Origin of the sequence: Flavobacterium polysaccharolyticum, assembly GCF_038739875.1 — a bacterium.
Classification (GTDB): Bacteria; Bacteroidota; Bacteroidia; order Flavobacteriales; family Flavobacteriaceae; genus Flavobacterium; species Flavobacterium polysaccharolyticum.
In genome coordinates this window covers 1-25,400 of sequence record NZ_JBCGDP010000014.1, presented here as the reverse complement: position 1 = coordinate 25,400, position 25,400 = coordinate 1, and the positions used below count along the sequence as shown (strand labels likewise).

The window sequence follows — 25,400 nt, the reverse complement described above, 5'->3', positions numbered from 1 at the left end:
TTGACCTTGTTGTATTTAAATTCAAGAAAGCATACCTACAAGGTTTTTAAAACCTTGCAGGAACTCATAAACCATTTGAAAAGAAAAAAGAAATTTGCGAATTTGCGGTAATTATACACATTCCTACATCTAAATTAATACCCATAAACAAATGGAACATTCCCTATCGCTTCCTGAAAATAAGAAAATCGTCCTTTTTGATGGCGTTTGTAATTTGTGTAATACTGCGGTGCAAACCATTATAAAGCATGATAAAAAAGATGTGTTCCGATTTGTGGCTTTACAAAGTGAATTGGGTATAGCTATACAAAAACACATTGGTATTGATACGCGCAAAATAGACAGTCTTGTATTTTATGCGCCTGGGGTTTCGTATTCTTATAAATCGGAGGCGGTTTTGGATATTGCAAAGGGACTTGGCGGTATTTTTAGTTTGTCTATTGTTTTTAAAATTCTTCCTACTCCCCTTTTGAATTCCATTTACGATTATGTGGCAAAAAACAGATACAAATGGTACGGTCAACAAGAACATTGCTTATTGCCTACTCCTGAATTAAAAGCAAAATTCCTTTGATTCCAGAATAGTACTTATGAAAACGCTTGCGTGAGTGATGGCAGTGGAGCTCTTTTTTTATTTTTCTTTTTTCGGAAAAATAAAAAAAAGCGGGAACGTACAGCACGACCTCCTCTAGCCTTTTTCTGGCTAGAGGAGGGCACGCCCAAATAAAAAATCGTTTGTAAAACTAATGTCTTACAAACGATTTTTTTATTTTGAATCCGCAATGTTATTTCATTTTAAACATGGAAATAGCCAAAGGAGGCAACGTTAGGGCAATGGAATAATCTCTACCATCATAAGGTGTGGCTTCGACTTTTAACTTTCCGCTTTGTTGCACACCACTACCACCAAATAACTTGGCGTCGCTGTTGAATATTTCGATTAACTCGCCTTTTCTTGGAATTCCGATGCGATAATTTTCTCTAACTACTGGGGTAAAATTGCAAATCACAATCAAATCGTTCTTTGGATCATTCCCTTTTCGTATGTAGGTCATAACTGCATTCTCGTGGTCAGAATAATTAATCCATTCGAATCCCTCTGGGCTAAATTGCTTTTCGTACAAAGCTGGTTGTGATTTGTAGAGTGCGTTCAGCTCGGTGATGACTGTTTGAATCCCTTTGTGAAAAGGATATTGTAACAAATGCCAATCCAAACTTTGCTCGAAATTCCATTCCCCACTTTGTCCAAACTCAGCTCCCATAAACAGCAGTTTTGTTCCTGGATGCGTGAACATATAGCCATATAACAACCTTAGATTAGCATACTTTTGCCATTCATCGCCAGGCATTCTTCCTGCAATAGAACTCTTTCCGTAAACAACCTCATCATGAGAAAGTGGCAACATAAAATTCTCTGAAAAAGCATAAGTCATAGAAAAGGTCAATTCGTTTTGATGGTATTTTCTATAAACCGTCTCTTTTTGAAAATAATGTAAGGTATCGTGCATCCATCCCATCATCCATTTCATTCCAAAGCCTAAACCGCCTGCATAAGTAGGTCGAGACACCATAGGAAATGAGGTGCTTTCCTCTGCTATAGTTTGAACGCCTTCGTAATTGGCATAAACTGCTTCGTTAAAATCTTTAAGGAAACTTATCGTATCTAGGTTTTCGCGTCCACCAAAAATATTCGGCTCCCATTCCCCATCTTCTCTGGAATAATCTAAATACAACATTGAGGCAACAGCATCAACTCGTAATCCATCTACATGATAATGGTGCAACCAAAATAAAGCATTACTTATTAAGAACGAACGCACCTCGTTACGACCATAATTGAATACCAAACTCTTCCAATCGGGATGATAGCCTTTTCTGCGGTCAGGATGTTCGAATAGATTTGAGCCATCAAAAAATCCTAGCCCATGTGCATCATCTGGGAAATGAGACGGTACCCAATCCAGAATAACTCCAATTCCTGCATCGTGTAAACGATCTACTAAATACATAAACTCTTGAGGGTTTCCAAAGCGAGAAGTTGGCGCAAAATACCCGACCAACTGATATCCCCAAGATGGATCGTAGGGATATTCCATTACAGGCATAAACTCTACGTGTGTAAATCCTGTTTCTTTGACATACCCCACAAGATCTTCCGCCATTTCAGTATAACTTAAGAAACTATTGTCCTCAGCATGGCGTTTCCAAGATCCCAGATGTACTTCATAAACCGAGTAGGGTTTATCTAGCGCATTATGCTCTTTTCGAGACTTCATCCATTTATCATCCTCCCATTTATAATCCAAATCCCAGATTACTGAAGCGGTGTGTGGTGGTTTTTCGCAATAAAAGGCAAAAGGATCTGCTTTCTCAGTAACTATACCGTTATTGGAAGACTGAATTTTATATTTGTAAGTGATTCCTTTAGTAATATTGGGAATAAAACCTTCCCAAATACCTGAGGCATCCCAACGCACATTCAACTCATGATTGCCCGCTATCCAATAATTAAAATCTCCAATCACAGAAACCGAGTCCGCTGAGGGTGCCCAAACGGCAAAATATACTCCTTTCACGCCATCCACTTCAATAGGATGTGCGCCTAATTTTTCATAGAGACGAAAATGCTTCCCTGCTTTAAATAAATCAATATCAAATTCGGAGAAAAGAGAATGTACTTGTACTTTATTCATTTTTTATTTTTTAAACTGATTGCTCAGTACTGTAATTTATTTTGTTTTAAAATTCATAATACTCGCAATTCCTGTCAATGGAATTACAGACCAACGAGGTCTTGAATTTAATTCGTACCCTAATTCGTAAACTGCTTTTTCGAGCAAACAATATTTGAGTAAAAAGTCAATTTCATTTTTGTAACCAATGTTAAGATTACCTCCTTGAGCCACCTCGGTGTACGTTTGCAAAAAGATGCCAACAAAGTATTTATACAACAATTCTCCCGCCATAAATAGTTCAACTTGTTCGTAATTATACTTGTCCTTATTATTGAAAATCGTAGCATAAATAGCATAATGGAACGAGCGGAACATTCCTGCTACATCTTTCAATGGGGGTTGTTTTACTTTTCGATCGCGAATAGTACTTTCAGGTTCTCCTTCGAAATCTAAAATGAAAAAATCTTCTCCGTTAACTAATACTTGACCTAAATGATAATCGCCGTGTATTCGTATGCGCTCGGATTTCATTTTGGTCCAATCGAAATCTAAGAAAACCTTACGAATGTTCTTTTTTTGATCCAAAAACTGATTAGCCAATTCCAGAGCCAAGCCATCCAATTTATGCAAGTTGTTTTCTAGAATATTCAATCGGTTCTGAAATTGATAAGTCAATCGATTCTTTAACCACACCGAATAATCACCGTTGTATGTGATTGGAGTAAAAGCGGTTTCATGAATATCACTACCTAAAGCAATATGCATTTCGGCAGTACGCGTCGCCAAAGTTCTAATGCGTAAAAAAATCTTTAACCCAGCCCAATCGATAATTTCATGTGGAATATCATTCAATCGCAATCTCGAGAATAATTCTACATCGGGTAATTTGTCAATTTTAATTTTGCGATAGCTCAAATTTTCGAAAATTCGGTCTACTTCTTCTAACATAAACTTCCATGCATCGCCTTGATTCGGGACTAACTCTTGCATTAATCCCAAAGTGATATTTCCTTCGGTCAAAATAACGCTGATACTTCCGGTGTAAGCTGGTGAATTTTCAAAATGCATTCGTTCAGTCAAAAAACGACTTATCTCATAATCTGGATTCATATTAATATAAATCCTTCTGAAGATTTTTAAAACCAAAGTGTCATTGTAAATTATAGAGGTATTGCTTTGCTCCACCCCCATAAATTTAGAGCTCTGATAGGTCTTTTGAGTTAATTTGGAACCACAATGAAAATTTAATTTAGCATCTACTTTGGCATTAGAATGCACTATATTATCAAATAATAATTTTCGAAAATCCTCTTGATGAAGGGCATCAACCAAATAGCCTTGAACTCCATTCATGATTACTGGAGCGATTACCGTATTGGTTTCCAAATCAACTTCAGACATGAATGAAATAGGCATAAAATAATGTTGGTAGAAAGCTTCTTTAAAATTAACTTCAAACAAAACCCCATAATAAGTGTGCTTTTTTGAAGAAATTTGAAAGGATTCTACAATCTCAATATACTTTAGCGTACTGGCTTTTCCACCATACCAACGCTTATTGATAATGTAATTCTCGAGTATATCCGAAGAAAATACTTTGACAAAATCTTCTTCAGCAAAAGCGTTTTTCCAATCAATATTAAAAACAAACGGATTTTGGAATTCGTCTTCGTTAATTTTATCAACCATTACTTGATTATTTTAAATAAATGAAAAGGTACATTAGGACCTAATTCTATAAAATTCCATTCGTTTTCCCAGTAATAAGTTGCGTCAGTAATCAAATCGTGAACACGAATGGGTTGATTTCCTAACTGTTGATAAGGCAATCGCACCATAGCTTGAACGACATGTTGATCGTTTAAACTAACTACCATTAAGGTTTCATTTTGTTTGTTATCATCGTATTTATAGTAGGCAATAACTTGATCATTATTGGTCTCACAAAAAACAATATTATTGGTTTGTTGCAACGAATTTTGTTCTTTTCTAATCGTATTAATTTGGGATATTCTATGAGTCAAATTGTTTTGAATACTCCAATCCCACTTTACAAACTCATATTTCTCAGAATTCAAATATTCTTCTTTTCCTTGTGCCATGGGTTCGCTAATCATGTATTCGAAAACAGGTCCGTAAATCCCCACATTAGAACTTAAAGTAGCGGCCAAAAAATACTTTTGCAAATGAATGGATTCATTTCCTCCTTGTAAAGCAAAAGGGTTAATATCAGGTGTATTGGGCCAAAAGTTGGGTCTATAAAACTCTTTTTGAGAAGATTGGGTCAACTCTGTTACATACTCGATTAATTCATGTTTAGTGTTTCTCCAAGTAAAATAGGTATACGATTGACTAAATCCTTGCTTAGCCAATTCGCTCATAATTTTAGGACGCGTAAAAGCTTCAGCTAAAAACAGAACATCAGGGTGTTTTTTCTTAATTTCACCAATTAACCATCCCCAAAAATAAAACGGCTTGGTATGTGGATTATCCACACGATAGACTTTGATATTGCATTCTTCAATCCAAAACAAGGCCACATCTAACAACTCTTTCCAGAGATTCTTCCAATCTTTGGTTTCAAAATATATCGGCTGAATGTCTTGGTATTTCTTAGGAGGATTTTCGGCATATTGCACGGTTCCATCAGGTCTCCACTTAAACCACTGTGGAAAATCTTTAACATAAGGATGATCGGGAGCCGCTTGCAAGGCATAATCCATCGCCACCTCAATACCTAAATCTTGGGCTTTTTTCACCAAAGATTTAAAATCTTCAATAGAACCTAATTCAGGATGAGTTGATTTGTGTCCACCATATTGAGAACCAATTCCCCATGGAGAACCAACATCACCTTCTTGTGCATTGGTAGTGTTGTTTTTTCCTTTTCGATTGATTTCTCCAATAGGATGAATGGGTGGAAAATACAAGGTATCAAAACCCATAGCAGCTACTCTAGGCAATAGTCTTTCGCAGTCTTTAAAAGTACCGTGTTTCCCCTGTTCTTCCGATGAAGATCTTGGAAAAAATTCATACCAAGTACTAAACAAGGCTTTTTTTCTATCCACATAAACCTTTAATTCCAAGGATTTATTTTCAATGTAACGAATAGGATATTTTTTAAAAATACTTTTTAATTCATAAGAAGTAGCCTCTTTTATGGCTTCATCGTAATCCGATTCAGATTTGAAAAGTTGAATCAACTTTTTGAGATATTCTTTCTCAGAAGCATCGACCTTCTTCACAATCGCTTCAATGTACTCTGCTCCTTCAAGCAATTCTGATTTTACATATTGATGGTCTTGAATTTTACGCTCGGTTCCATGTTGCCAATTGAGTGCATAATCAACCCATCCTTCTACTAAATAACTATAAAAACCTTGTTGTTCAACTTTAAAACTTCCATTCCATTCATCGTTATAGGTTGGCCACATTCGAACTTCTTGCCATTTTTTTTCAGATTCGTGTTTGTATTTAATACAACATTCAATTACATCATGTCCATCCGAAAAAACATCTGCTGTAACGGCAATTGTTTGTCCCACTATTCTTTTGATAAAGTGAACACCTCCATCTAGTTGAGGCATCACATTTTCAATAACAATTCGAGTTTGCTTTTGCATAATATTTAAAAAAAATTAAATCAATTCCATACTATAGAAATTGATACTATATTCATAAGTTTGAGAATACTTTGCTGAACTATTCTATTCTAAAATTATTAGGTAAGGTTTTCCCTTTTTTAATGACCACAATTCCATCTTTGATACAATACAGTTCCTCGGAGCAATTGACAAGATGTTTACCTCCATTGATATACACGTCATTACCAATTCGGCAATTTTTATCCACTAAAGCATGATTGATGTAGCAACGTTCTCCTATACCTATCAATTGATTATCATTTTCGATATCCTCTTTCATATCAGTTAAGCTTTGATAGAAATCATTACCCATAATATAAGAGTTCTCGATTACGGTCCCTTCACCTATTCTAGAACGGTTACCTATCACTGATTTTTTGATGGCTTTGGCATTGATAATACATCCTTCGGATATCAAGGAATTGTCCAATTGAGTGCTTTTAAACTTGGAAGGCGGCAGTAATCGAGGTCTGGTGTAAATTTTATTATCGTTATCAAATAAATTAAAATCAGGTATATCGTTTGTTAAACCAATATTGGCATCAAAAAAGGATTCAATATTTCCAATATCTGTCCAGTACCCTTCATACTGATAACTAAGTAATTTTTGCTTACCAACAGCTTGAGGAATAATCTCTTTACCAAAATCCTTCGTTTCAGGATTTTTCATCAACTCGACCAATAGTTTTTTATTAAAAATGTAAATTCCCATTGAAGCCAAATAATGCTTACCTTGTTGTTTCATCTCGTCACTTACGTCAGACTCCCATTGAGGCAAAAGTTCAGCGGCAGGTTTCTCGATAAACGCCTCGATAAGACTTTGATTATTCGTTTTTAAAATTCCAAATTCTGGAGCGTCTTTAGCATTAACGGGTAATGTTGCTATAGAAATATCGGCACCATTGGCGATATGAGCCTCAAGCATTTCATTAAAATCCATTTGATACAGTTGATCACCAGATAAAATCAAAGCATACTCAAAATCGTGATTCAGAAAGTGAGGCATACATTGTCTTACCGCATCTGAGGTTCCTTGAAACCATGTCGGATTATCAGGTGTTTGTTCCGCAGCTAAAATATCTACAAAAGCATGACTAAAGATGCTAAAATTATAAGTGTTTTTGATATGAGCATTTAAAGATTTAGAATTGAATTGTGTCAAAACAAACATTCTAAAAATATCCGAATTCATACAATTAGAAATAGGGATATCAACTAAACGATATTTCCCACCAATGGGTACCGCGGGTTTTGAACGAAACTCAGTCAATGGATACAATCGAGAGCCTTGACCCCCTCCCAAAATAATAGCAATTACATTCTTTTTTTGCTGCTTCATTTTCTTTTAGTTAAAAATATTAAACCTAATAAACGCTTTCATAAAAAAACCAATACTGTTGTAAACAAAAAATAAAACAAATCCTAAATATCCACGTATTAATCAAAACATTGGTTAATAAATTAGATTTTATATTACTTTTATGTTTCTTAAATTTAGTAAAAAAGACCTTTACTACAACTTTAAAAAAAAAATTAGTAAAATGCCAAAAACAAAGACTAGTTCACCAAAAAAATTACGAATTCCAAAAGCAATCTTATTAACCGCTAAAATATTCGCTTTTATTTCGACAAAATTAGTCACTCATTTTGCCGCAAAACTTTTTGTTACTCCCATAAAACACAAGACTCCAAAAAGAGAACATGAAATGGACTCAAAATGCCATAAAAAAATCATAAAGATTCCAACAATCGATAAAGAAATAATGACATACTATTACGGAAATTCTGATAAAAAAATATTATTGGTACACGGATGGTCAGGAAGAGGAACTCAATTGTTTAAAGTTGCAGACGAATTATTAAAGCACAACTATGCCACCGTAAGTTTTGATGCACCTGCACACGGAAAATCACCTGGTCAAACCTCAATTATGACCGATTTTATAGAGTCTATACTAGAAATTGACCAACAATTTGGTCCTTTTGAAGCCATCATTGGCCATTCTTTAGGTGGTATGTCAACACTGAATGCTATTAAAAAAGGACTGAAAGTAAAAAATGCAACCGTTATTGGAAGTGGCGATGTCGTTCAAGATATCATTAATGATTTTATTCTTAAATTAAAATTAAACTCAAAAATTAGCGACAACTTAAGAGCGTATTTTGAAAAAAAACATAACATTATTATGGATGATTTTTCTGCTTATAAAGCTGCTTCCGAAATTACTATTCCAATCTTGGTCATTCATGACCACAATGATACCGAAGTTCCAGTTACAGCTGGTATTAATATACATAAACACTGCCAAGAAGGAACATTATTTTTGACACATAATCTTGGACATCGTAAAATTTTGGGAGACAAAGAGGTAATTGATACTGTTGTGTCGTTTATAAAAAAAGACACCCAAACTAATTAAACTTAATTTTTCTGGTTTTATCAATACTCTTCTTCAGGAATAAGACCTTCTTGATTTTTCTTAGGCTTTTCTTGAACTGGCTTTTTCGACTTATTGAAATTGATATAATCTGGTGACAATGAGGAATCATCATCGACATGTGTATCTTTGGATGGAATAATTACTTTGTGCTTTTTGAATATTTGTTGAACAAATTCTTTAAAAGTATCAAAATCTACATCATAAGAAATACCCACACCTTGAGTATATCCAATTCCTTGTCCTATATAGTTAATATCATTCTCTTTGTTGAATAATCGCAAATTAAAGTTTCCTGCTTCATTTACTCTGTATAAGATTTCGACATCTCCTACAATTGCAGATTCATTAACCCCTCCAAAAGGCACACCCACTTTACCGTTTATGGTGATTCTCTCATTTAATTGCGATGATAGGGTAGCTACAAAACGGCCATCTGTCTCGCGACCAGCTCGTCTATCGGCTGTAATGACATTTACACCAACTTTAAATTTATCATTGTCCGACTTAATAATATCACCTAAGAGCCCAGTCGCAGTCTCGAAAAGACTTGTAGAAAAATCAGATTGATTTATCCCTTCTGCACTCAAGAAACTTCCAGAAGACAATAGATAAAGCGCCTGTGTTTGTCTGGTATCTTTATCATTTAATTTATACTGAATTTCGGACTCTAAAACAGAACTTACCGTTGGGAAAACGATATTAAAATCTGGTTCAGGACGAGCTAAATCTCCATGAATTCCAACTATAACCTCTACAGGCACTTTGGTGTTAAAAGATGAATTTTCAAGCAAAACCGATGGATTTGCAGAGGTTTTATATACAGCTTCTAGATTCAATTGTGCTTTCATCGGATTGCCTTCCCAAATGATAGAACCTCCTTTTTTAACTGCAAATTTTTTATCTATTAGTCCGCCATATTTAAAATTATAAGTCCCCTCGTATGCTTGAAAATCGCCCCACATATTAAACTTTCCTAAAGTATTAATTTTGAACAGCAAAGAACCGTATCCCTTACCTTTCATTCCGTGTCCAGTATTACGATCTAAGATAACTTCAACCTCGGCGTTGGGATTAATATCAAAATCAAACTCTAATTCAAGACCATTATAGTTTCGAATGCGTTCTGTAATACCGTTTTTGCTGTTATTTTTTTCTTTTGCTGTTACAAAATGAATGAATCCATTCTCACTAACACTTTCAGCATTATTAATTGGGATTTTTACAGAAGTACCTTTCTCGGATTTGGCATCAACTTTTATAAATAAACTATTAACAGGTCCTTTTATTAATGCTGAACCATCAATAAAAGCAGTTCCAAAATAGGCGGCATCCTCGCTATCTTTTGTATCTAAAGCAAGAAAACGTTTAGAATTAATCCTCAAATCTAATTTCCAATCCGAAAACTGATTGTGTTCTACAATTCCATTTAAAATCCCTTTGGTGCTATACTTGGTATCTACAATAGAATTATTTCGAAATAAAAATTTTTCGTTAGACAAATCAACAATAGTTCTATCCGCCAATTCATAATCAACGTTCAAATAAGGAATATTCATCCCAGCTCCTTCTAAATATAAACGGCCATTGATATCTGGTTTTGAGGTTGTGCCTTGCACTTTGGTATTTCCAGAAGCCAATCCTCTGATATTTTTAATGACTTCTCCACCAACTGGACTTAAAAAAGCCAAATTAAATTTATCTAATTTGATGTCTAAATCAAGAATGGTCTCATTATTCACAATTTCAAAATGCCCGTTTGTGCTAAACGATTCAAAACTATCGTTCTCTAAATTGGATTGTATAGTGAACTTTTTAAAACTTTGATCTCCTTGAATATCAAAAGTTAAATTTCCAAAAAAAGTATCATTAATTTTCAAACGATCTACAAAAACTGAAGCTGTAGGTTTATAAACTAAGCCGTCTTGTTCAAAATTTACTTTTCCACTTATGTTTCCATTAAAAGCAAATTGCTTATTATATGGTGTGATTTTTTTCAAATCTACTCCTTTAAAATTCAAATGGAGTTCTTTATAATTACTGCCTTTTATAATTCCGCTTAAATCAATCTGTTGATCTTCGTGAGTTAAAACAATATCATTGATCGCAAAATTTTTAAGCGCTTTATCAAAAATAATTTGATTACTCTGTGTATCGACTTCGTTCAAATTCCAGACATAATTTTTGAATTTTATATCGGATTTACTAAAACCAATTACATTATTTTTATTCTTATCGATAGTGTGATACAAATTCAGATTAAAAAGATCTTCCCCATTTTCCCCTCCTTTGAATTCGGTTCTTATTTTTAAAGAATCCCTCATTGTAACATTAATCAAGCTGAAATCTCTGAGTTTATAAACACCCGTTTTAATGCTATCCAATTCAACAAAAGTGTTGAACAATGGATTTTTGTTATCAATGGCTAATCTTATATTATCTAAAGTGGTTCCGGCTGCAGTAATCTTCTCCGAATTTAAATTCAATTTAAACTCCTTATTATCAGAATTTATTAAACCTTTAACTCGAGCATCTGTTGCTAAAACAACTTCAGGATATAAAACTTCAACTATTTTATTATAAATGGTAAAATCAAATTTTAGAAATTGCCCTTTAGCAACAAGTATTGGTTTGTAGTTACCATAGAGACTTCCGAGTGAATTTTGAACTAAAGCTTCTAATTGATTAAATTTAAATTTACCAACTACTTGTCCTTGACCTACATCTGTAGAATTTATGGTTAATGTTCTAATATTATTTTCATCAAAAACTGAAGAAACATGCAGATCATCAAAGATATAGGTCTTTTTAGAATTCTGATAACTGGTGTTTTTTACATAAATATTTCCAAATATATTATCCATTGAATTACCAGTGGCATCAACAACAATATCACCTTTGAAATTGGAAACTAATTCTTTGTCAAAATGCAATTGATGCAAATGCGCTTTATCAATGACAATATGAAAATCGTATTTATTTTGCTTTCCACTCAAATCTACCAAACCATCAAAATTCAAAACTAGATTTGGGTCATTAATGGAGACTTTACCTTTATATAATGGCATTTTGAAATGACCATCTAAAGTTACATTACTGTAGTTATAATTATTATAAACAGCTTTTGAAATTTCACCTTTAACTTCGGTATTCAAACTTTTTTCAGTAAAACCTATTCCATCTACTTTCAAATTTAAACTGGTTGGACCAATATCTTTTCTATCCAAAAAAACACCTAAATCAAAATCAGTCATTTTAACATTACCAACATACTTAGCGATCTCGGACTTATTCATGTTTAAAATAACCAAATCAGAATTTAAAGTACCTATAGCGGTTTTCATTACAAAATCGGCTTCAATATTTTCAGTAGTTAATTCTGTATTTCCCCCTAAATCTACATTTCCGAGTTTTTTCAAAACTTCTGGCAATCTTTTTCCTAAAACATTAGGCAAAATGGTAACCAAATTATCGTAACTTGTGGTAAGTGATTTGAACTTACCTTTCATATAAAACTGTTGTGATTGTGATGGAAATAAATTTTTGAAGTTTAAAGTTCCAACTATTTTAGAACCTTTTTTATCCAAAAGCGAAAGATCAGTTAGTCGTAAGTTATTAAGAGTACCCTCAATTCTGGAACGAACATTAAAAAACAAATTGCGACCGAGCTCGTTATAGAAATAACGAATATCATTTGAGGCAATCGAAGAAGATTTTAATTTTATATCAAATTTTACTTTATTATTAAAGTCTGAAAAATCTTCAATCTTGTAATTTAATTGTACATCTCCTTTTAAGCTAGATTCATTTGTAGCTAAATCTAAATCTTCTAATCGGATGCGTTTTTTATTGTAACTAAAAGCCGCACTTAATCTTTTTACAAATACCCCTCGATGATCTTTGAATGACAAAAAATTAATATTGGTTTGAACTTCAGGACCAAGAACTTTAAAATTACTAATTTGAGCATTGAGTTTTGTAAAATCAACATCTTTTGGAACTGCTCTATTTTCATCGGTCAAAATAAAATGTCCATTAGAAATAAAAGCCTCTCTAGCCGTCATCAAAAAAGGCCTAGTAGAGGGTTTTCCTGTTTCAAAAGCTTCAATAAAAACATCTAAATTGGTAAGTCTTTCTTTCTTATAAGTCTTTAGATTGAAAAGCAAACCATCTAAGCGAATGTCATTAAAAATTAAATCGCCATCGATGGCTTTCTTCATACCAATCAGATTCGTCTTAATTCTATTGGCATAAATCAAAGTATCTTTATGATGATCTAAAATCAGTACTTTTTTCAGTTTTACTCCTCCAAAAATAGAAATTGCTACTTCATCAATCACAATAGAAGTGCCATAAGAAGAATTGATTTTATTCATTACTTCTTTAGCTATACTTGTTTGAACAACAGGAAGTGAGAGGGCAATTCCTGCTACTAACAATAGGAGCAAAAGAGCCAAAGCGGTACGTAATAGTATTTTTTTTATTTTTTTGATAACCGAAATTTTAAGTATTCATTTGGTAAACAACATGGCACTAGAGAAATCTAAAGAAGCACATACGCGTAATAAAGCTATAAATCTAATGACTTGAGGTGCCATTTCATAAAAAATAGCTAATTTTGACCAAGCGGTAAAATTAAAGAATTTTACCGCCATTAATCAAAATAAATTTAAAATTTGTCCCTTTTTATGCAAAATCAAGACGTTTTTATTCTTGCTATTGAAAGCTCTTGTGATGATACTGCTGCAGCGGTTCTTTATAACGACAAAGTCTTATCAAATGTTGTAGCCAATCAACTGATACATAATCAATATGGTGGTGTTGTTCCAGAATTAGCATCAAGAGCCCATCAGCAAAATATAGTCCCTGTAATTGATGCTGCATTAAAAAAAGCCAATATTACCAAAGAACAACTTTCTGCCATTGCCTTTACTCAAGGACCTGGACTAATGGGGTCATTACTCGTGGGTAGTTCCTTTGCTAAATCAATGGCTACAGCCCTTTCTATTCCTCTGATCGCTGTAAACCATATGCATGCTCATATTTTGGCTCATTTTATTGATGAAGAAGGCTATAAAAAGCCTGAATTTCCATTTTTGGCTTTAACGATAAGCGGAGGACACACACAGATTGTTCGTGTTGATGGTTTTTTTGATATGACCATTATTGGGGAGACCACAGATGATGCTGTTGGAGAAGCATTCGACAAAAGCGCCAAAATACTAGGATTACCTTATCCCGGTGGGCCTTTGGTTGATAAATTAGCTCAATCAGGTAATCCAAAAGCCTTCACCTTTACCAAACCCAAAGTTCCAGGATTGGATTTTAGCTTTTCAGGTTTGAAAACTGCTATTTTATATTTTATTCAAAAAAATCAAAAAGAAAACCCGAATTTTATTGAAGAAAACAAGAATGATATTTGTGCTTCCATACAATATACTATCATTGCTATTTTGATGGACAAACTAAAACAAGCCGTCAAAGAAACAGGAATTAAGCAAGTGGCAATTGGCGGGGGTGTTTCTGCCAATTCTGGAATCAGAAGCACTTTACAAGAAGCAGAAAAAAAATACGGTTGGAAAACCTTTATTCCTAAATTTGAATACACCACTGACAATGCAGCAATGATCGGAATTGTAGGTTATCAAAAATATTTATCTCAACATTTTGAAGCTACTTCGGTTGTTTCAAAAGCAAGAATCCCTTTTTAAATCATGCAATTATTCTACAATTCCTCGATAAACGAAAGCAGTACTTCTTTTATATTTGACAAAGAAGAAAGCAAACACATCATCAAAGTCCTCCGAAAAAAAGACGGCGACATTCTGTTTGTTACCAATGGACTAGGCTATTTGTTCAAAACAGCCATCACTTTGGCTTCTGATAGCAAATGCAACGTTTCGATTTTGTCCTTCGAAAAAATGGCGTCATCGCTTCATCCTTTACACCTGGTGGTAGCGCCTACCAAAATGAATGATCGTTATGAATGGTTTCTAGAAAAAGCCACCGAAATTGGTATTCAAGAAATCACCCCTATCATTTGTGACCGCTCTGAAAGAAAAGTGATCAACAAAGAACGATTCGAAAAGATAATTTTGACGGCAATGAAACAATGTAACGCTTCCTATTTACCAAAATTAAATGAGGCGATTTCATTTAAAGATTTCATAAAACAAAAGTTCGATGGAATTTTATTAATCGCACATTGTGAAGAAACTGATAAGAAATCATTGAAATCTGTTCTAGAAAAGAATACAAAAACAACCATACTTATTGGTCCAGAGGGAGATTTCTCTGAAAAAGAAATTGAAGCTGCTCTGGCTAATAATTTTATTCCCGTAACATTAGGCAACACTAGATTAAGAACAGAAACAGCTGCTGTTGTGGCTTGCCATAGCGTAGCATTTTTTAATGAATAACAATAGCTTGAAGTAAAATTTCCTTTAAATAGTTCCTATATATGGTAAGACCTCTTATATTATTTACTTTTTTGATTTCTTTCGGAAGCAATGCCCAAGAAATTGCGTTACTAAAATACAATGGTGGAGGTGATTGGTATGCTAATCCTACCTCGTTACCTAATTTAATCCGTTTTTGCAACAGCAATATCAATACCAGAATAAAGACAAAACCAGTCACTGTAGAACCTAATAGTCCCGATTTATTTTCCTATCCATTTATACACATGACGGGACATGGAAATGTTGTTTTTAGCGATTCAGATGCAGAAAACTTAAAAAAATATCTTGAAGCCGGCGGTTTTCTTCACATCGATGACAATTACGGAATGGATCAATACATTAGAAAAGAAATCAAAAAACTATTTCCTAATCATGACTTGGTTGAAATACCCTCAAATCATCCTATTTTTCAAAAACCCTTTGTTTTTAGTTCTGGTTTACCCAAAATACACGAACATGATGGGAAAAGACCCCAAGCCTACGGAATATTTATAGCTAACCGTTTAGCGTTACTTTATACCTATGAATGCGATTTAGGCGATGGTTGGGAAGATGCCGAAGTCAACAATGACCCAATAGAAGTTCGCCAAAAGGCACTAAAAATGGGAGCTAACATCATTAATTATATTTTTAATAATTAAAATTATTTTCATGCAGTTAAATCATGAATCGGTTTCTTTCCAAAACCTAGAATTTCCTATAATTTTAGTATGTGACCACATCAATTTTCAGCCCAACATTGGTTCTCTATTTAGAATAAGTGAAGCTTTTGGCATTGAAAAAATTCTTTTTCTTGGTATTGGAAACCAAATGAATCCGAGAAAAATCAATAAGACTTCTCGAAATACGCATCTTCATGTACCCCATGAATTAATCGAAACAAAAGAAGTAGTTTCGGATTACTTGATAGCAAATGATTTTGAAATTATCGCTTTGGAAATAACATCAAACAGCAAACCGTTAGGAGAAGTTGAAATTCCAAAGAATAAAAAAATTGCATTACTGATTGGAAATGAAATTGATGGTATTTCAGATTACTTTTTAAAAAAATCTCATCAAATCGCTCATATTGAAATGTTTGGCAAAAACAGCAGTATGAATGTGGTTCAAGCCACTGGAATCGCGCTCTACGAGTTGACTAGAAAAATGAGACAAACGCTAAATCACTGAATTACAAAGAAATATTTTAAAAAATTTTATTCAAAAAATTGGTAGTTTAAAAAATATGTTATAAAATTGTTAAACAATTAACCAAATTAACTTTTTTATAACAATTTAACAAAACCCAAATTATGAAAAAAATTTTATTGAGTGCAGGAATTTTTTTAATGCTTTTCTCTTGTCAAAATGAGGAAACATTAAACACAAACACTGATGGTCAGGCAGTAGCTAAAAGAGGATGTGCAACAAACGAAGTATTCCAAGCACAATTAGCTGCTGACCCATCTTTGGCAATCCGAATGAACCAAATCGAAGAATTTACTCAAAAAGCTAGGTTAACTGGTAAACTAGTAAATGGAAAAGTAGTTATTCCTGTTGTTGTAAACGTATTATACCGTACTGCAGCAGAAAACATTTCTGACGCTTTAATTCAGTCCCAAATTGCCGTTTTAAACAAAGACTACACTGCAACTAACACTGATTTCTCAAGTACTCCTACTCTATTTGCTGGTGTAGCTGCGAATGTTGGAATTACTTTTGAATTAGTTAAAATCAATCGTAAATCTACTACAAAAACATCTTGGGGAACTAACGATGCTATGAAAAAAACCAATCAAGGTGGAATTGCTCCAACTTCTCCATCAAACACCTTAAACATGTGGGCATGTACTATTGGAGGTGGTATTTTAGGATATGCACAATTCCCAGGCGGAGCAGCAGCTACTGATGGAGTTGTTGTTGATTCAAAATATTTTGGAGTAACCAGTAACTCTGGCACTAGCTATCCTTATAACTTAGGTAGAACTATGACGCATGAAGTAGGACACTGGATGAACCTAAGACACATCTGGGGTGATGCAACTTGTGGAAGTGATTTAGTTTCTGACACACCTACTCACAATGCAGCAAACTACGGAGTACCAGCTTACCCTCATTTAAGTACTTGTACTGGAACTCCAGTAGAAATGACAATGAACTACATGGATTACACTGATGATAGAGGAATGTACATGTTTACTAACGGACAAAAATCTAGAATGGCGGCACTTTTCATTAGTGGAGGCGCTAGAGCTGGATTCGGAATCTAATCCCAAACAAAATAATTATAATGAAAACTCGCTAGGTTTAGCGAGTTTTTTTTATCTCTTCAATTAAAGAATCAACTTATGATAACATCAAAAATAATTTCAAATGGAATTATTAGAACTGTTGGAATAATTTAGGCTATTTAAGTTACAGCCTATTTTATCAAATAGAATCTATACTTAATCTATCTAATTATTACTTTAATTTTTATATTAACTAGAAAAATTCCATATCCTATTTTTCAAAAAAATAAAATATTCACAAACTCGTGAAATCATCACTATTCTAATTTTATTCATAATTATTGATTATCAGGAATTATTCCCCTTTTTGTTCCGTTAATAATTCACAAAGTAAAAATCTATTTTTATTGATTACCCAAGAAATTAAAATTTAAAAAAACGTATTCTATTCATTGTCAGTTCCTAAAAATTAATTCCAGATATACATAAAGAACCTATATCAAACTCTATTAAAAAAAAAATAAGTAAAAAAATTGTTAGTTTAAAAAATATGTTATAAAATTGTTAAATAATTAACCAAATTAACATTTTTTAAACCATTTTAACAAAAAACAAATTATGAAAAAAATTTTATTGAGTGCTGGGCTGTTTTTAACACTTTTTTCTTGTCAAAACGAGGAAACATTAAACACAAACACTGATGGTCAGGCAGTAGCGGAGAGAGGTTGTGCTACTTATGAAGTACTACAAGCACAATTAGCAGCAGATCCATCCTTAGCAATTCGAATGAACCAAATCGAAGAATTCACTCAAAAAGCCAAATTAACTAACAAATTGGTAAACGGTAAAATAGTTATTCCTGTTGTTGTGAACGTACTATACCGTACCGCAGCAGAAAACATTTCTGATGCACAAATCCAATCACAGATCACTGTTTTAAACAAAGATTTTACTGCTACAAATTCAGATTTCTCAAGTACTCCTTCATTATTTTCAGGTGTTGCCGCAAATGTTGGAATTACTTTCGAATTAGTAGCTATCAATCGTAAATCTACTACAAAAACATCTTGGTCTTCAACGGATAGACAAAACAATACAATGAAAAAATCAACAAGTGGAGGTATAAATCCAACAAGTCCATCAACAAATCTAAACATTTGGATTGTTAGTAGTATGCCATCAACTGGTGGAAGCATTTTGGGTTATGCTCAATTCCCTGGCGGCTCTTTGTCTACTGACGGGGTAGTTTTAGCTCATACTTGCACTGGTACAATTGGCACCGCTTCAGCTCCTTTCAACTTAGGAAGAACAGCAACTCACGAAGTTGGACATTGGATGAACTTAAGACACATTTGGGGTGATGCCAATTGTGGAAGTGATTTAGTTGCTGACACTCCTACTCACAATGCTGCTAATACTGGAGTTCCTACTTACCCACACTTAAGTACTTGTACAGGAACACCTGTAGAAATGACAATGAACTACATGGATTATACTGATGACAGAGGAATGTACATGTTTACTAATGGACAAAAAGCTAGAATGGCTGCTCTGTTTGTAAGCGGTGGTGCTAGATCTGCATTCGGAATCTAAATCCAAACAAAATAATTATAATTAAAACTCGCTAGGTTTAGCGAGTTTTTTTATATTTATAAACTAAATCAAACCATATGATCACTTCAAAACTAATTGCCAACGGAATAATTAGAGCAATAGTAATTATTATAGCCTCAGCATTAAGTATTTATTTTTTATATCAAATACAATCAGTTTTAATTTACCTTATGGTTGCTTTAATTTTGACATTGATAGGCAATCCTTTTTTGGATTTCTTTAAAAAAAGATTAAAGTTTTCACACAACCTAGCAACCATAACAACAATAGTAATATTCGTAGCAATAATCTTTGGAATAGTAATTTTATTCGTTCCTTTAATTACCTCACAAAGTCAGAATCTTTCACTCTTAAATACGAAAGAAATTGAACAGAATGCCATTGAACTCATCAACCAAATTAATGCATTTTTAGAAAGTCACCACATCAATGCAAAAAAGCTACTCAATTTTAATAATATCACTTCAAAAATAAATTTCGGAATTATCCCTAATTTTTTAAATTCTATTTTAGGCACTATCAGTAGTTTCGGAATGGGATTAGCCTCTGTTTTATTCATCACTTTTTTTTTCCTAAAAGATCGTGTACTTTTTATTGTTGGCGCCAAAAAGTTAATTCCTGATAGTCATGAAGAACAAATATTGAATTCATTAGAAAAAATTAATCACCTACTCTCTCGCTATTTTATTGGGCTACTACTCCAACTCTTTATTGTTTTTCTTTTGTATTTGATAGTTTTGTTAATTTTTGGCATCCCAAACGCCATCATCATCGCTTTTTTGTGTGCCGTATTAAATATCATTCCCTACATTGGCCCCTTAATCGCGTCTGTTTTAGCAGCAATTCTTTCTATGATTAGCCATCTTGGTAGCGATTTTCAAACCGAAATACTACCTACAACTATTTATGTTTTGATTGGATTTTGGATTGTACAACTTATTGACAATAATTTATCACAACCCATTATATTCTCTAAAAGCGTAAGTTCTCACCCCTTAGAAATCTTCTTAGTCATACTTATTGCTGGTTTTTTGTTTGGTATTTTAGGAATGGTAATAGCCGTACCTTTGTATACTATCTTGAAAGTAATTGGGAAAGAATTTTTTCCTGACAATAAAATTATCCAATTGTTAACCAAAGACATTTAATCTTGAATTTCGACTTTTTAAACATTGACGTTCAAAATTTCATAAACGATCAATTAGACCAAAAAATAACTAAACTAGCTTTACAAAAAAATCCATTTCCAAACATTGATTGGAAAACAATTATAGAACAAATAGAAAGCAAAACCAAAGCAAAAGAAAAACTTCCTACTTGGTTTTCAACAACAAACATTGTGTACCCTCCAAAAATTTCTGTTGAGCAAACCTCTTCTGAAGCAACGGCTTTACATAAATCTAATTTAATTTCAGGAACAAGTTTAATAGATTTGACAGGCGGATTAGGAGTAGACGATTTTTACTTTGCTAAAAAGTTCCAAAAAGTAGTGCATTGTGAAATTAATCCTAAACTTTCAGCAATTACAGCTCATAACTTTAAACAATTAAAAGCAACAAACATTGAATGCAAAACGGGTGATAGCCAAAATATTCTTAGCACTATTGACCAAACTTGGGATTGGATCTACATCGACCCCTCAAGAAGAAACAAAAGCAAAGGAAAAGTTTTCATGCTCAAAGACTGTCTTCCTAACGTACCTGAGAATATCGATTTGTACTTTACAAAATCCAATTCAATCCTAATAAAGACAGCACCATTATTAGACATTACAGCAGGATTAACAGAATTAAAAAATGTAAAAATAATTCATATCATTGCCCTAAACAATGAAGTAAAAGAGCTTTTATGGGAACTTCATAAAGAGTATATTGGACACGTTTTCATAAAAACCGTGAATATAACTAAGAACAAAGAAGAAAAATTTGATCTACCAGAAAATGATAGCCAGCCTAGTTATGGTTTACCAGAGGAATTTCTATATGAACCTAATAGTGCAATTATGAAATCTGGTGGTTTTGATGCCGTTAGTTCTGCCTATAATTTGAACAAATTGCACCCCAATTCGCATTTATATACAAATACTGAACTGATCGACTTCCCTGGAAGACGATTTAAAATCAACAAACAACTAAACTACAGCAAATTAGAAATAAAAAAACACTTAGTCAACCAAAAAACCAACATTACCACCCGAAATTTTCCGGAAACTGTAGAAAATATTAGAAAAAAATGGAAAATAAAAGAAGGAGGAAATACCTATTGTTTTTTTACAACTGATATAAATAACGACAAAATAGTTTTAATTTGCAGCAAAATTTAAAACCATATGAAGCAAGTATTACTAACCATTTTCACCATTTCAACTTTTTCTTTATTTGCACAAAAACAATGCGAATACAGCACCAATGTCGTAGACTCTATAGGAGCTTATAAAGTCACAAAAGAGTATATGATTAGTGAAAAAAATTTCGCAGGTACCTCAAGTTATATCTTCTTATCACTTGCCCTAACTGATGGAATTCCAACCTTAAATATTCAATTGATACAAAAAAGTAAAGGCTTCATAAAAGCCAACTGCTTTGATAAAAATTCAAAATTATTTCTACAACTAAATGACGGAAACATCATTACTTTAATTCATAAAGACCAAGAAAATTGTGGAACGCTTTTAAGAGACGATAAAGGATTTGATAACAGGGTCACTGCAGGAGAATTTTACTTTTTAAAAGATAGTTTTGAGAAGTTAAAAAACTCACCATTATCACTAATGCGAATAAAATACTTAACAGATTTAGAAGATTACATTATAAAAAAAGAATTCACATCTGAATTAGATAACAAAGTCTATCAACCTGAAAATTATTTTATCAAAAATATTTCTTGCATAGAAAATTAATTACACTTCCACTTTGTATTGGAGACTTTATCAACCATAGCAGAAGTTAAATTATAATGCCACCATTCAGACTCAAATGCTTTAAATCCATTTTGAAGCATTATTTTTTTTAACATTTTGCGGTTATCCATTACTTTTTTATCAGGAAATGGATAACCGTGACTTGCTTCTTTACCAAAAAAATCAAAAGTAGTTCCCATTTCTAGTTCTTTGCCCTCCAAAGTTACGAGGGTTAAATCGACAGCTCCTCCCCTATTATGTATAGAACCTTTAGCAGGATCCGCTACATATTCTGGATTAGACACTAATGCCCACATCTTTTTCTGGATATCTAAAGGTCGGTAACAATCAAAAAGTTTAATTCTATACCCCTTTTTGGTAAACTTATCATTGGCTTTGATTAAAGCTTTTACCGTTTTCAATCTCAAAAAACATTCTGCACAATCATACACTTTTGATTTCAAAAAATTATCATTTGTAGCATACTTCATATCATAAGCAAATCCATCACTATAGTCTTTCAAATTGACAAATGTAGTATCTGAAATTGATGCAATTAAACCATTTTTAGTCGCTAACTGCTGTTTAGGGGATTGACAATAAATTATTGAAGAAGAAAAAAAGAGAAAAAAAATAAAAAGAAGTATAAAACGCATGATCAAATGTTTTTTTTATAAATGTATACAATTTGGATCAAAAAGGAATGGTATAAAACAAAAAAACGATACTATTTCTAGTATCGTTTTAAGTGAACGCAGAAGGATTCGAACCTTCGACCGCCTGCTTAGAAGGCAGGTGCTCTATCCAGCTGAGCTATGCGTCCATATTGTCGGGGTGGCAGGATTCGAACCTGCGACCTCCTGCTCCCAAAGCAGGCGCGATAACCGGGCTACGCTACACCCCGAGTGCAAAATTTGCGGAGAGACAGGGACTCGAACCCTGGCGACGGTTACCCGTCGACAGATTAGCAATCTGCTCCATTACCGCTCTGGCACCTCTCCCAAACCAAGAAACCTGTCTTGTTTTGCGGTTGCAAATTTAAGTCATCTTTATGTTTCTCACAACTATTTTGATGTTTTTTTTAAAATAAAATCCAATATTTTCCTAAAATACTTCACAATCAAACAAATAGACTTTAATGAATTTTCGCATTAGCAAACAAATGCATATTATTTGAAGAAAATGTGAAATAGTAGCAAAAAAGATTAAATTTGCTAAACAAATCAACATATTTTTACATTATGAACAAGAAAGTAGTTATAGTTTCAGCTGTAAGAACTCCAATTGGTAGTTTTATGGGTGGATTATCAAATATTAGCGCTCCAAAATTAGGCGCTGTAGCCATAAAAGGAGCATTAGAAAAAATTCAATTAGACCCCAATCTAGTTGACGAAGTTTACATGGGCAACGTGGTTCAAGCTGGAGTTGGACAAGCACCTGCTAGACAAGCAGCATTGTATGCTGGATTATCAAATGAAGTAGTCTGCACTACAATCAATAAAGTATGCGCATCTGGCATGAAAGCTATAATGTTAGCTTCGCAAGCTATACAATGTGGAGATGCAGAAATTGTTGTAGCTGGAGGAATGGAAAACATGAGTTTAATTCCACACTACATGAATCTACGTTCAGGAACCAAATTTGGACCAAATACTATGATTGACGGCCTGCAAAAAGACGGACTTACAGATGCCTATGACAACAATGCTATGGGAGTTAGTGCTGATTTGTGCGCTAAAGAATACAATATTACCCGTGAAGAACAAGATACATTTGCCATACAATCTTACAAAAGGTCTTCCGACGCATGGAATTCAGGAAAATTTGATAACGAAATAGTTCCTGTTTCTGTACCTCAAAGAAAAGGCGAACCAATTATTATTGCCAAGGACGAAGAATTTACCAATGTAAATCTAGACAAAATACCAGCTTTAAATCCTGTTTTCACAAAAGAAGGAAGCGTAACTGCCGCAAACGCTTCAACTATTAATGATGGAGCAGCAGCATTAGTTCTTATGAGCGAAGAAAAAGCTTTATCATTAGGCATAAAACCTTTGGCGTATATAAAAAGCTATGCTGATGCCGCACAAGAGCCTAAATGGTTTACAACCGCACCTGCAAAAGCACTTCCCAAAGCTCTTAATAAAGCTGGTTTAACAATTGCAGATGTAGATTATTTCGAATTCAACGAAGCCTTTTCTGTTGTAGGTTTAGCCAATTCTAAAATTTTAGGACTAGATAATGAAAAAGTTAATGTAAATGGCGGTGCAGTTTCTTTAGGACACCCTCTGGGTTGTTCTGGTGCAAGAATCATTGTTACTCTAATAAATATATTAGAACAAAACAATGCTAAAATTGGTGCCGCAGCAATCTGTAATGGAGGTGGTGGAGCTTCTGCAATAGTGATAGAAAAAAATTAAAACACACAGTTAGATTGAGGTTTTTAGAAGAAACTAATTACCTCAATCTTTAAATCAAAAAAAATGTTTGGAATCTGTAACCTAGCCATCATTCCACTTCGCTTTGAGCCAAGTGACAGGAGTGAAATTGTTTCTCAAGTACTTTTTGGAGAACATTTTCAAATTATTGACACCCATAATCAATGGTCTAAGATAAAACTTCAATATGATGATTATGAAGGCTGGGTAGACAGTAAACAGTATCAATTAATTTCCGAACAAGATTATTATCAACTTTCTAACGATAGTATTGTTTTGAATGCTGATTTAATTGAATATATCACAGGTCCTAACAATCTATTAATCCCTATAACATTAGGAACAAGCTTATCTTTTTTAAACTATCCCGAAATCAACACTGCTAACTTTAGTTTTGAAGGAAACAAAATAAGTGGCATAAAGAAAAAAGACAGTTTAATCAAAACAGCCTACATGTATTTACATGCCCCATATTTATGGGGAGGCAAAACTCCTTTTGGAGTAGACTGCTCTGGTTTTACACAAATGGTATACAAGCTAAATGGTTACCATTTAAAAAGAGATGCTTCTCAACAAGCAACACAAGGAGAATCCTTGAGCTTCATAGAAGAAAGTGAACCTGGTGATTTAGCTTTTTTTGACAATGAAGAAGGAAAAATTATTCATGTTGGTATAATTATGACTGATAATTACATTATACATGCAAGTGGAAAAGTACGTATCGATCGTCTAGACCATCTAGGTATTTACAATACCGAAACTCAAAAACACACTCACAAATTAAGAGTTATAAAAAAAATTATTTAAGCAAAAAAAACATACTATCCAAAAAATTACAGTCCAACTTCTGAGAACAATATATTTGAAATTTGATCAGAAGCTGCTCAGATTTCTCTGTCCCGTCCTGAAATAGCGATACACAAAAACAATCGTTATGGAAGAATACACGAATTATGTAAAGCGCACCCAGCGAGATTACAGCATGTCCTTAAAACTTCAAATCGTTAGAGAAGTTGAGCAA

The 25,400-nt window shown here is 33.4% G+C and carries 20 protein-coding genes and 3 tRNA genes; 13 read left to right on the top strand and 10 right to left on the bottom strand.

Features of this window, described 5'->3' with window-relative positions; translation table 11 throughout:
- Positions 1-151: 151 nt before the first annotated feature.
- The gene (locus tag WFZ86_RS13865) at positions 152-574 is read left to right on the top strand and encodes a thiol-disulfide oxidoreductase DCC family protein (protein WP_342692484.1); all 423 of its coding nucleotides are present in this window, start codon (positions 152-154) and stop codon (positions 572-574) included.
- A gap of 211 nt (positions 575-785) precedes the next feature.
- Here the strand turns inward: WFZ86_RS13865 and glgB are convergent, their stop codons facing one another.
- The 4 genes from glgB to WFZ86_RS13845 form a co-directional block, all read right to left on the bottom strand.
- Positions 786-2,693: a 1,4-alpha-glucan branching protein GlgB gene (gene glgB / locus WFZ86_RS13860; RefSeq protein ID WP_342692483.1), complete on the bottom strand. Its 1,908-nt coding sequence runs from the start codon at positions 2,691-2,693 to the stop codon at positions 786-788.
- A gap of 36 nt (positions 2,694-2,729) precedes the next feature.
- Positions 2,730-4,364, bottom strand: coding sequence for a trehalose synthase (locus WFZ86_RS13855; protein ID WP_342692482.1), 1,635 nt, complete (start codon positions 4,362-4,364; stop codon positions 2,730-2,732).
- Positions 4,364-6,298, bottom strand: coding sequence for an alpha-1,4-glucan--maltose-1-phosphate maltosyltransferase (locus WFZ86_RS13850; protein WP_342692481.1), 1,935 nt, complete (start codon positions 6,296-6,298; stop codon positions 4,364-4,366). The genes WFZ86_RS13855 and WFZ86_RS13850 overlap by 1 nt, the downstream gene beginning before the upstream one ends.
- Before the next feature lie 79 nt (positions 6,299-6,377).
- Positions 6,378-7,658 carry a glucose-1-phosphate adenylyltransferase gene (locus WFZ86_RS13845; protein ID WP_342692480.1) on the bottom strand — a complete coding sequence of 427 codons (1,281 nt, stop codon included), beginning with the start codon at positions 7,656-7,658 and terminating at the stop codon, positions 6,378-6,380.
- 202 nt (positions 7,659-7,860) lie between these two features.
- Here WFZ86_RS13845 and WFZ86_RS13840 point away from each other — a divergent pair, with 202 nt between their 5' ends.
- Positions 7,861-8,739: an alpha/beta hydrolase gene (locus WFZ86_RS13840; protein WP_342692479.1), complete on the top strand. Its 879-nt coding sequence runs from the start codon at positions 7,861-7,863 to the stop codon at positions 8,737-8,739.
- A 20-nt stretch (positions 8,740-8,759) separates the two neighbouring features.
- On the opposite strand, the gene WFZ86_RS13835 is transcribed toward WFZ86_RS13840, so the two are convergent.
- Both WFZ86_RS13835 and WFZ86_RS13830 read right to left on the bottom strand, forming a co-directional pair.
- Positions 8,760-13,133, bottom strand: a complete 4,374-nt coding sequence (locus WFZ86_RS13835; RefSeq protein WP_342692478.1) for a translocation/assembly module TamB domain-containing protein — start codon at positions 13,131-13,133, stop codon at positions 8,760-8,762.
- A gap of 135 nt (positions 13,134-13,268) precedes the next feature.
- Positions 13,269-13,412 (bottom strand): hypothetical protein, encoded by a 144-nt coding sequence (locus tag WFZ86_RS13830; protein WP_342692477.1) that lies wholly within the window; start codon positions 13,410-13,412, stop codon positions 13,269-13,271.
- 33 nt (positions 13,413-13,445) lie between these two features.
- Here WFZ86_RS13830 and tsaD point away from each other — a divergent pair, with 33 nt between their 5' ends.
- From tsaD to WFZ86_RS13785, 9 genes are all read left to right on the top strand, one after another.
- A complete protein-coding gene (tsaD, locus tag WFZ86_RS13825; RefSeq protein WP_342692476.1) occupies positions 13,446-14,468 on the top strand; it encodes a tRNA (adenosine(37)-N6)-threonylcarbamoyltransferase complex transferase subunit TsaD in 1,023 nt (340 codons plus the stop codon).
- Between the two features lie 3 nt (positions 14,469-14,471).
- A complete protein-coding gene (locus WFZ86_RS13820) occupies positions 14,472-15,176 on the top strand; it encodes a 16S rRNA (uracil(1498)-N(3))-methyltransferase (RefSeq protein ID WP_342692475.1) in 705 nt (234 codons plus the stop codon).
- A gap of 41 nt (positions 15,177-15,217) precedes the next feature.
- The gene (locus WFZ86_RS13815; protein WP_342692474.1) at positions 15,218-15,859 is read left to right on the top strand and encodes a DUF4159 domain-containing protein; all 642 of its coding nucleotides are present in this window, start codon (positions 15,218-15,220) and stop codon (positions 15,857-15,859) included.
- Between the two features lie 10 nt (positions 15,860-15,869).
- Positions 15,870-16,388, top strand: coding sequence for a TrmH family RNA methyltransferase (locus WFZ86_RS13810; RefSeq protein WP_342692473.1), 519 nt, complete (start codon positions 15,870-15,872; stop codon positions 16,386-16,388).
- A 122-nt stretch (positions 16,389-16,510) separates the two neighbouring features.
- The gene (locus tag WFZ86_RS13805; RefSeq protein ID WP_342692472.1) at positions 16,511-17,467 is read left to right on the top strand and encodes a zinc metalloprotease; all 957 of its coding nucleotides are present in this window, start codon (positions 16,511-16,513) and stop codon (positions 17,465-17,467) included.
- Positions 17,468-18,046: 579 nt separating this feature from the next.
- Entirely contained in the window at positions 18,047-19,021 is a 975-nt protein-coding gene (locus tag WFZ86_RS13800) for a zinc metalloprotease (protein ID WP_342692471.1), read from the top strand.
- A 77-nt stretch (positions 19,022-19,098) separates the two neighbouring features.
- The gene (locus WFZ86_RS13795; protein ID WP_342692470.1) at positions 19,099-20,190 is read left to right on the top strand and encodes an AI-2E family transporter; all 1,092 of its coding nucleotides are present in this window, start codon (positions 19,099-19,101) and stop codon (positions 20,188-20,190) included.
- Positions 20,191-20,192: 2 nt separating this feature from the next.
- Positions 20,193-21,365, top strand: a complete 1,173-nt coding sequence (locus WFZ86_RS13790; RefSeq protein ID WP_342692469.1) for a THUMP-like domain-containing protein — start codon at positions 20,193-20,195, stop codon at positions 21,363-21,365.
- 6 nt (positions 21,366-21,371) lie between these two features.
- Positions 21,372-21,941 (top strand): hypothetical protein, encoded by a 570-nt coding sequence (locus WFZ86_RS13785; protein ID WP_342692468.1) that lies wholly within the window; start codon positions 21,372-21,374, stop codon positions 21,939-21,941.
- Here the strand turns inward: WFZ86_RS13785 and WFZ86_RS13780 are convergent.
- The 4 genes from WFZ86_RS13780 to WFZ86_RS13765 form a co-directional block, all read right to left on the bottom strand.
- A complete protein-coding gene (locus WFZ86_RS13780) occupies positions 21,938-22,597 on the bottom strand; it encodes a M15 family metallopeptidase (RefSeq protein WP_342692467.1) in 660 nt (219 codons plus the stop codon). The two genes, WFZ86_RS13785 and WFZ86_RS13780, sit on opposite strands and share 4 nt — an antisense overlap.
- Positions 22,598-22,690: 93 nt before the next feature.
- Positions 22,691-22,764, bottom strand: a tRNA-Arg gene (locus tag WFZ86_RS13775).
- 6 nt (positions 22,765-22,770) lie between these two features.
- A tRNA-Pro gene (locus tag WFZ86_RS13770) sits at positions 22,771-22,845 on the bottom strand.
- Positions 22,846-22,858: 13 nt separating this feature from the next.
- Positions 22,859-22,942: transfer RNA gene (locus WFZ86_RS13765), tRNA-Ser, on the bottom strand.
- A gap of 240 nt (positions 22,943-23,182) precedes the next feature.
- Between WFZ86_RS13765 and WFZ86_RS13760 the strand changes: the two genes are divergently transcribed.
- Together WFZ86_RS13760 and WFZ86_RS13755 are read left to right on the top strand one after the other, a co-directional pair.
- Positions 23,183-24,361: an acetyl-CoA C-acyltransferase gene (locus WFZ86_RS13760; protein WP_342692466.1), complete on the top strand. Its 1,179-nt coding sequence runs from the start codon at positions 23,183-23,185 to the stop codon at positions 24,359-24,361.
- A gap of 63 nt (positions 24,362-24,424) precedes the next feature.
- Positions 24,425-25,186 carry a C40 family peptidase gene (locus WFZ86_RS13755; protein WP_342692465.1) on the top strand — a complete coding sequence of 254 codons (762 nt, stop codon included), beginning with the start codon at positions 24,425-24,427 and terminating at the stop codon, positions 25,184-25,186.
- The last annotated feature ends 214 nt before the right edge of the window (positions 25,187-25,400 follow it).

Excerpts from the sequence above, each read along its gene's own strand:
- WFZ86_RS13865 (WP_342692484.1), top strand. The coding sequence starts at position 152 with ATGGAACATTCCCTATCGCTTCCTGAAAATAAGAAAATCGTCCTTTTT.
- glgB (WP_342692483.1), bottom strand. The coding sequence starts at position 2,693 with ATGAATAAAGTACAAGTACATTCTCTTTTCTCCGAATTTGATATTGAT.
- WFZ86_RS13855 (WP_342692482.1), bottom strand. The coding sequence starts at position 4,364 with ATGGTTGATAAAATTAACGAAGACGAATTCCAAAATCCGTTTGTTTTT.
- WFZ86_RS13850 (WP_342692481.1), bottom strand. The coding sequence starts at position 6,298 with ATGCAAAAGCAAACTCGAATTGTTATTGAAAATGTGATGCCTCAACTA.
- WFZ86_RS13845 (WP_342692480.1), bottom strand. The coding sequence starts at position 7,658 with ATGAAGCAGCAAAAAAAGAATGTAATTGCTATTATTTTGGGAGGGGGT.
- WFZ86_RS13840 (WP_342692479.1), top strand. The coding sequence starts at position 7,861 with ATGCCAAAAACAAAGACTAGTTCACCAAAAAAATTACGAATTCCAAAA.
- WFZ86_RS13835 (WP_342692478.1), bottom strand. The coding sequence starts at position 13,133 with ATGAATAAAATCAATTCTTCTTATGGCACTTCTATTGTGATTGATGAA.
- WFZ86_RS13830 (WP_342692477.1), bottom strand. The coding sequence starts at position 13,412 with ATGGCGGTAAAATTCTTTAATTTTACCGCTTGGTCAAAATTAGCTATT.
- tsaD (WP_342692476.1), top strand. The coding sequence starts at position 13,446 with ATGCAAAATCAAGACGTTTTTATTCTTGCTATTGAAAGCTCTTGTGAT.
- WFZ86_RS13820 (WP_342692475.1), top strand. The coding sequence starts at position 14,472 with ATGCAATTATTCTACAATTCCTCGATAAACGAAAGCAGTACTTCTTTT.
- WFZ86_RS13815 (WP_342692474.1), top strand. The coding sequence starts at position 15,218 with ATGGTAAGACCTCTTATATTATTTACTTTTTTGATTTCTTTCGGAAGC.
- WFZ86_RS13810 (WP_342692473.1), top strand. The coding sequence starts at position 15,870 with ATGCAGTTAAATCATGAATCGGTTTCTTTCCAAAACCTAGAATTTCCT.
- WFZ86_RS13805 (WP_342692472.1), top strand. The coding sequence starts at position 16,511 with ATGAAAAAAATTTTATTGAGTGCAGGAATTTTTTTAATGCTTTTCTCT.
- WFZ86_RS13800 (WP_342692471.1), top strand. The coding sequence starts at position 18,047 with ATGAAAAAAATTTTATTGAGTGCTGGGCTGTTTTTAACACTTTTTTCT.
- WFZ86_RS13795 (WP_342692470.1), top strand. The coding sequence starts at position 19,099 with ATGATCACTTCAAAACTAATTGCCAACGGAATAATTAGAGCAATAGTA.
- WFZ86_RS13785 (WP_342692468.1), top strand. The coding sequence starts at position 21,372 with ATGAAGCAAGTATTACTAACCATTTTCACCATTTCAACTTTTTCTTTA.
- WFZ86_RS13780 (WP_342692467.1), bottom strand. The coding sequence starts at position 22,597 with ATGCGTTTTATACTTCTTTTTATTTTTTTTCTCTTTTTTTCTTCTTCA.
- WFZ86_RS13760 (WP_342692466.1), top strand. The coding sequence starts at position 23,183 with ATGAACAAGAAAGTAGTTATAGTTTCAGCTGTAAGAACTCCAATTGGT.
- WFZ86_RS13755 (WP_342692465.1), top strand. The coding sequence starts at position 24,425 with ATGTTTGGAATCTGTAACCTAGCCATCATTCCACTTCGCTTTGAGCCA.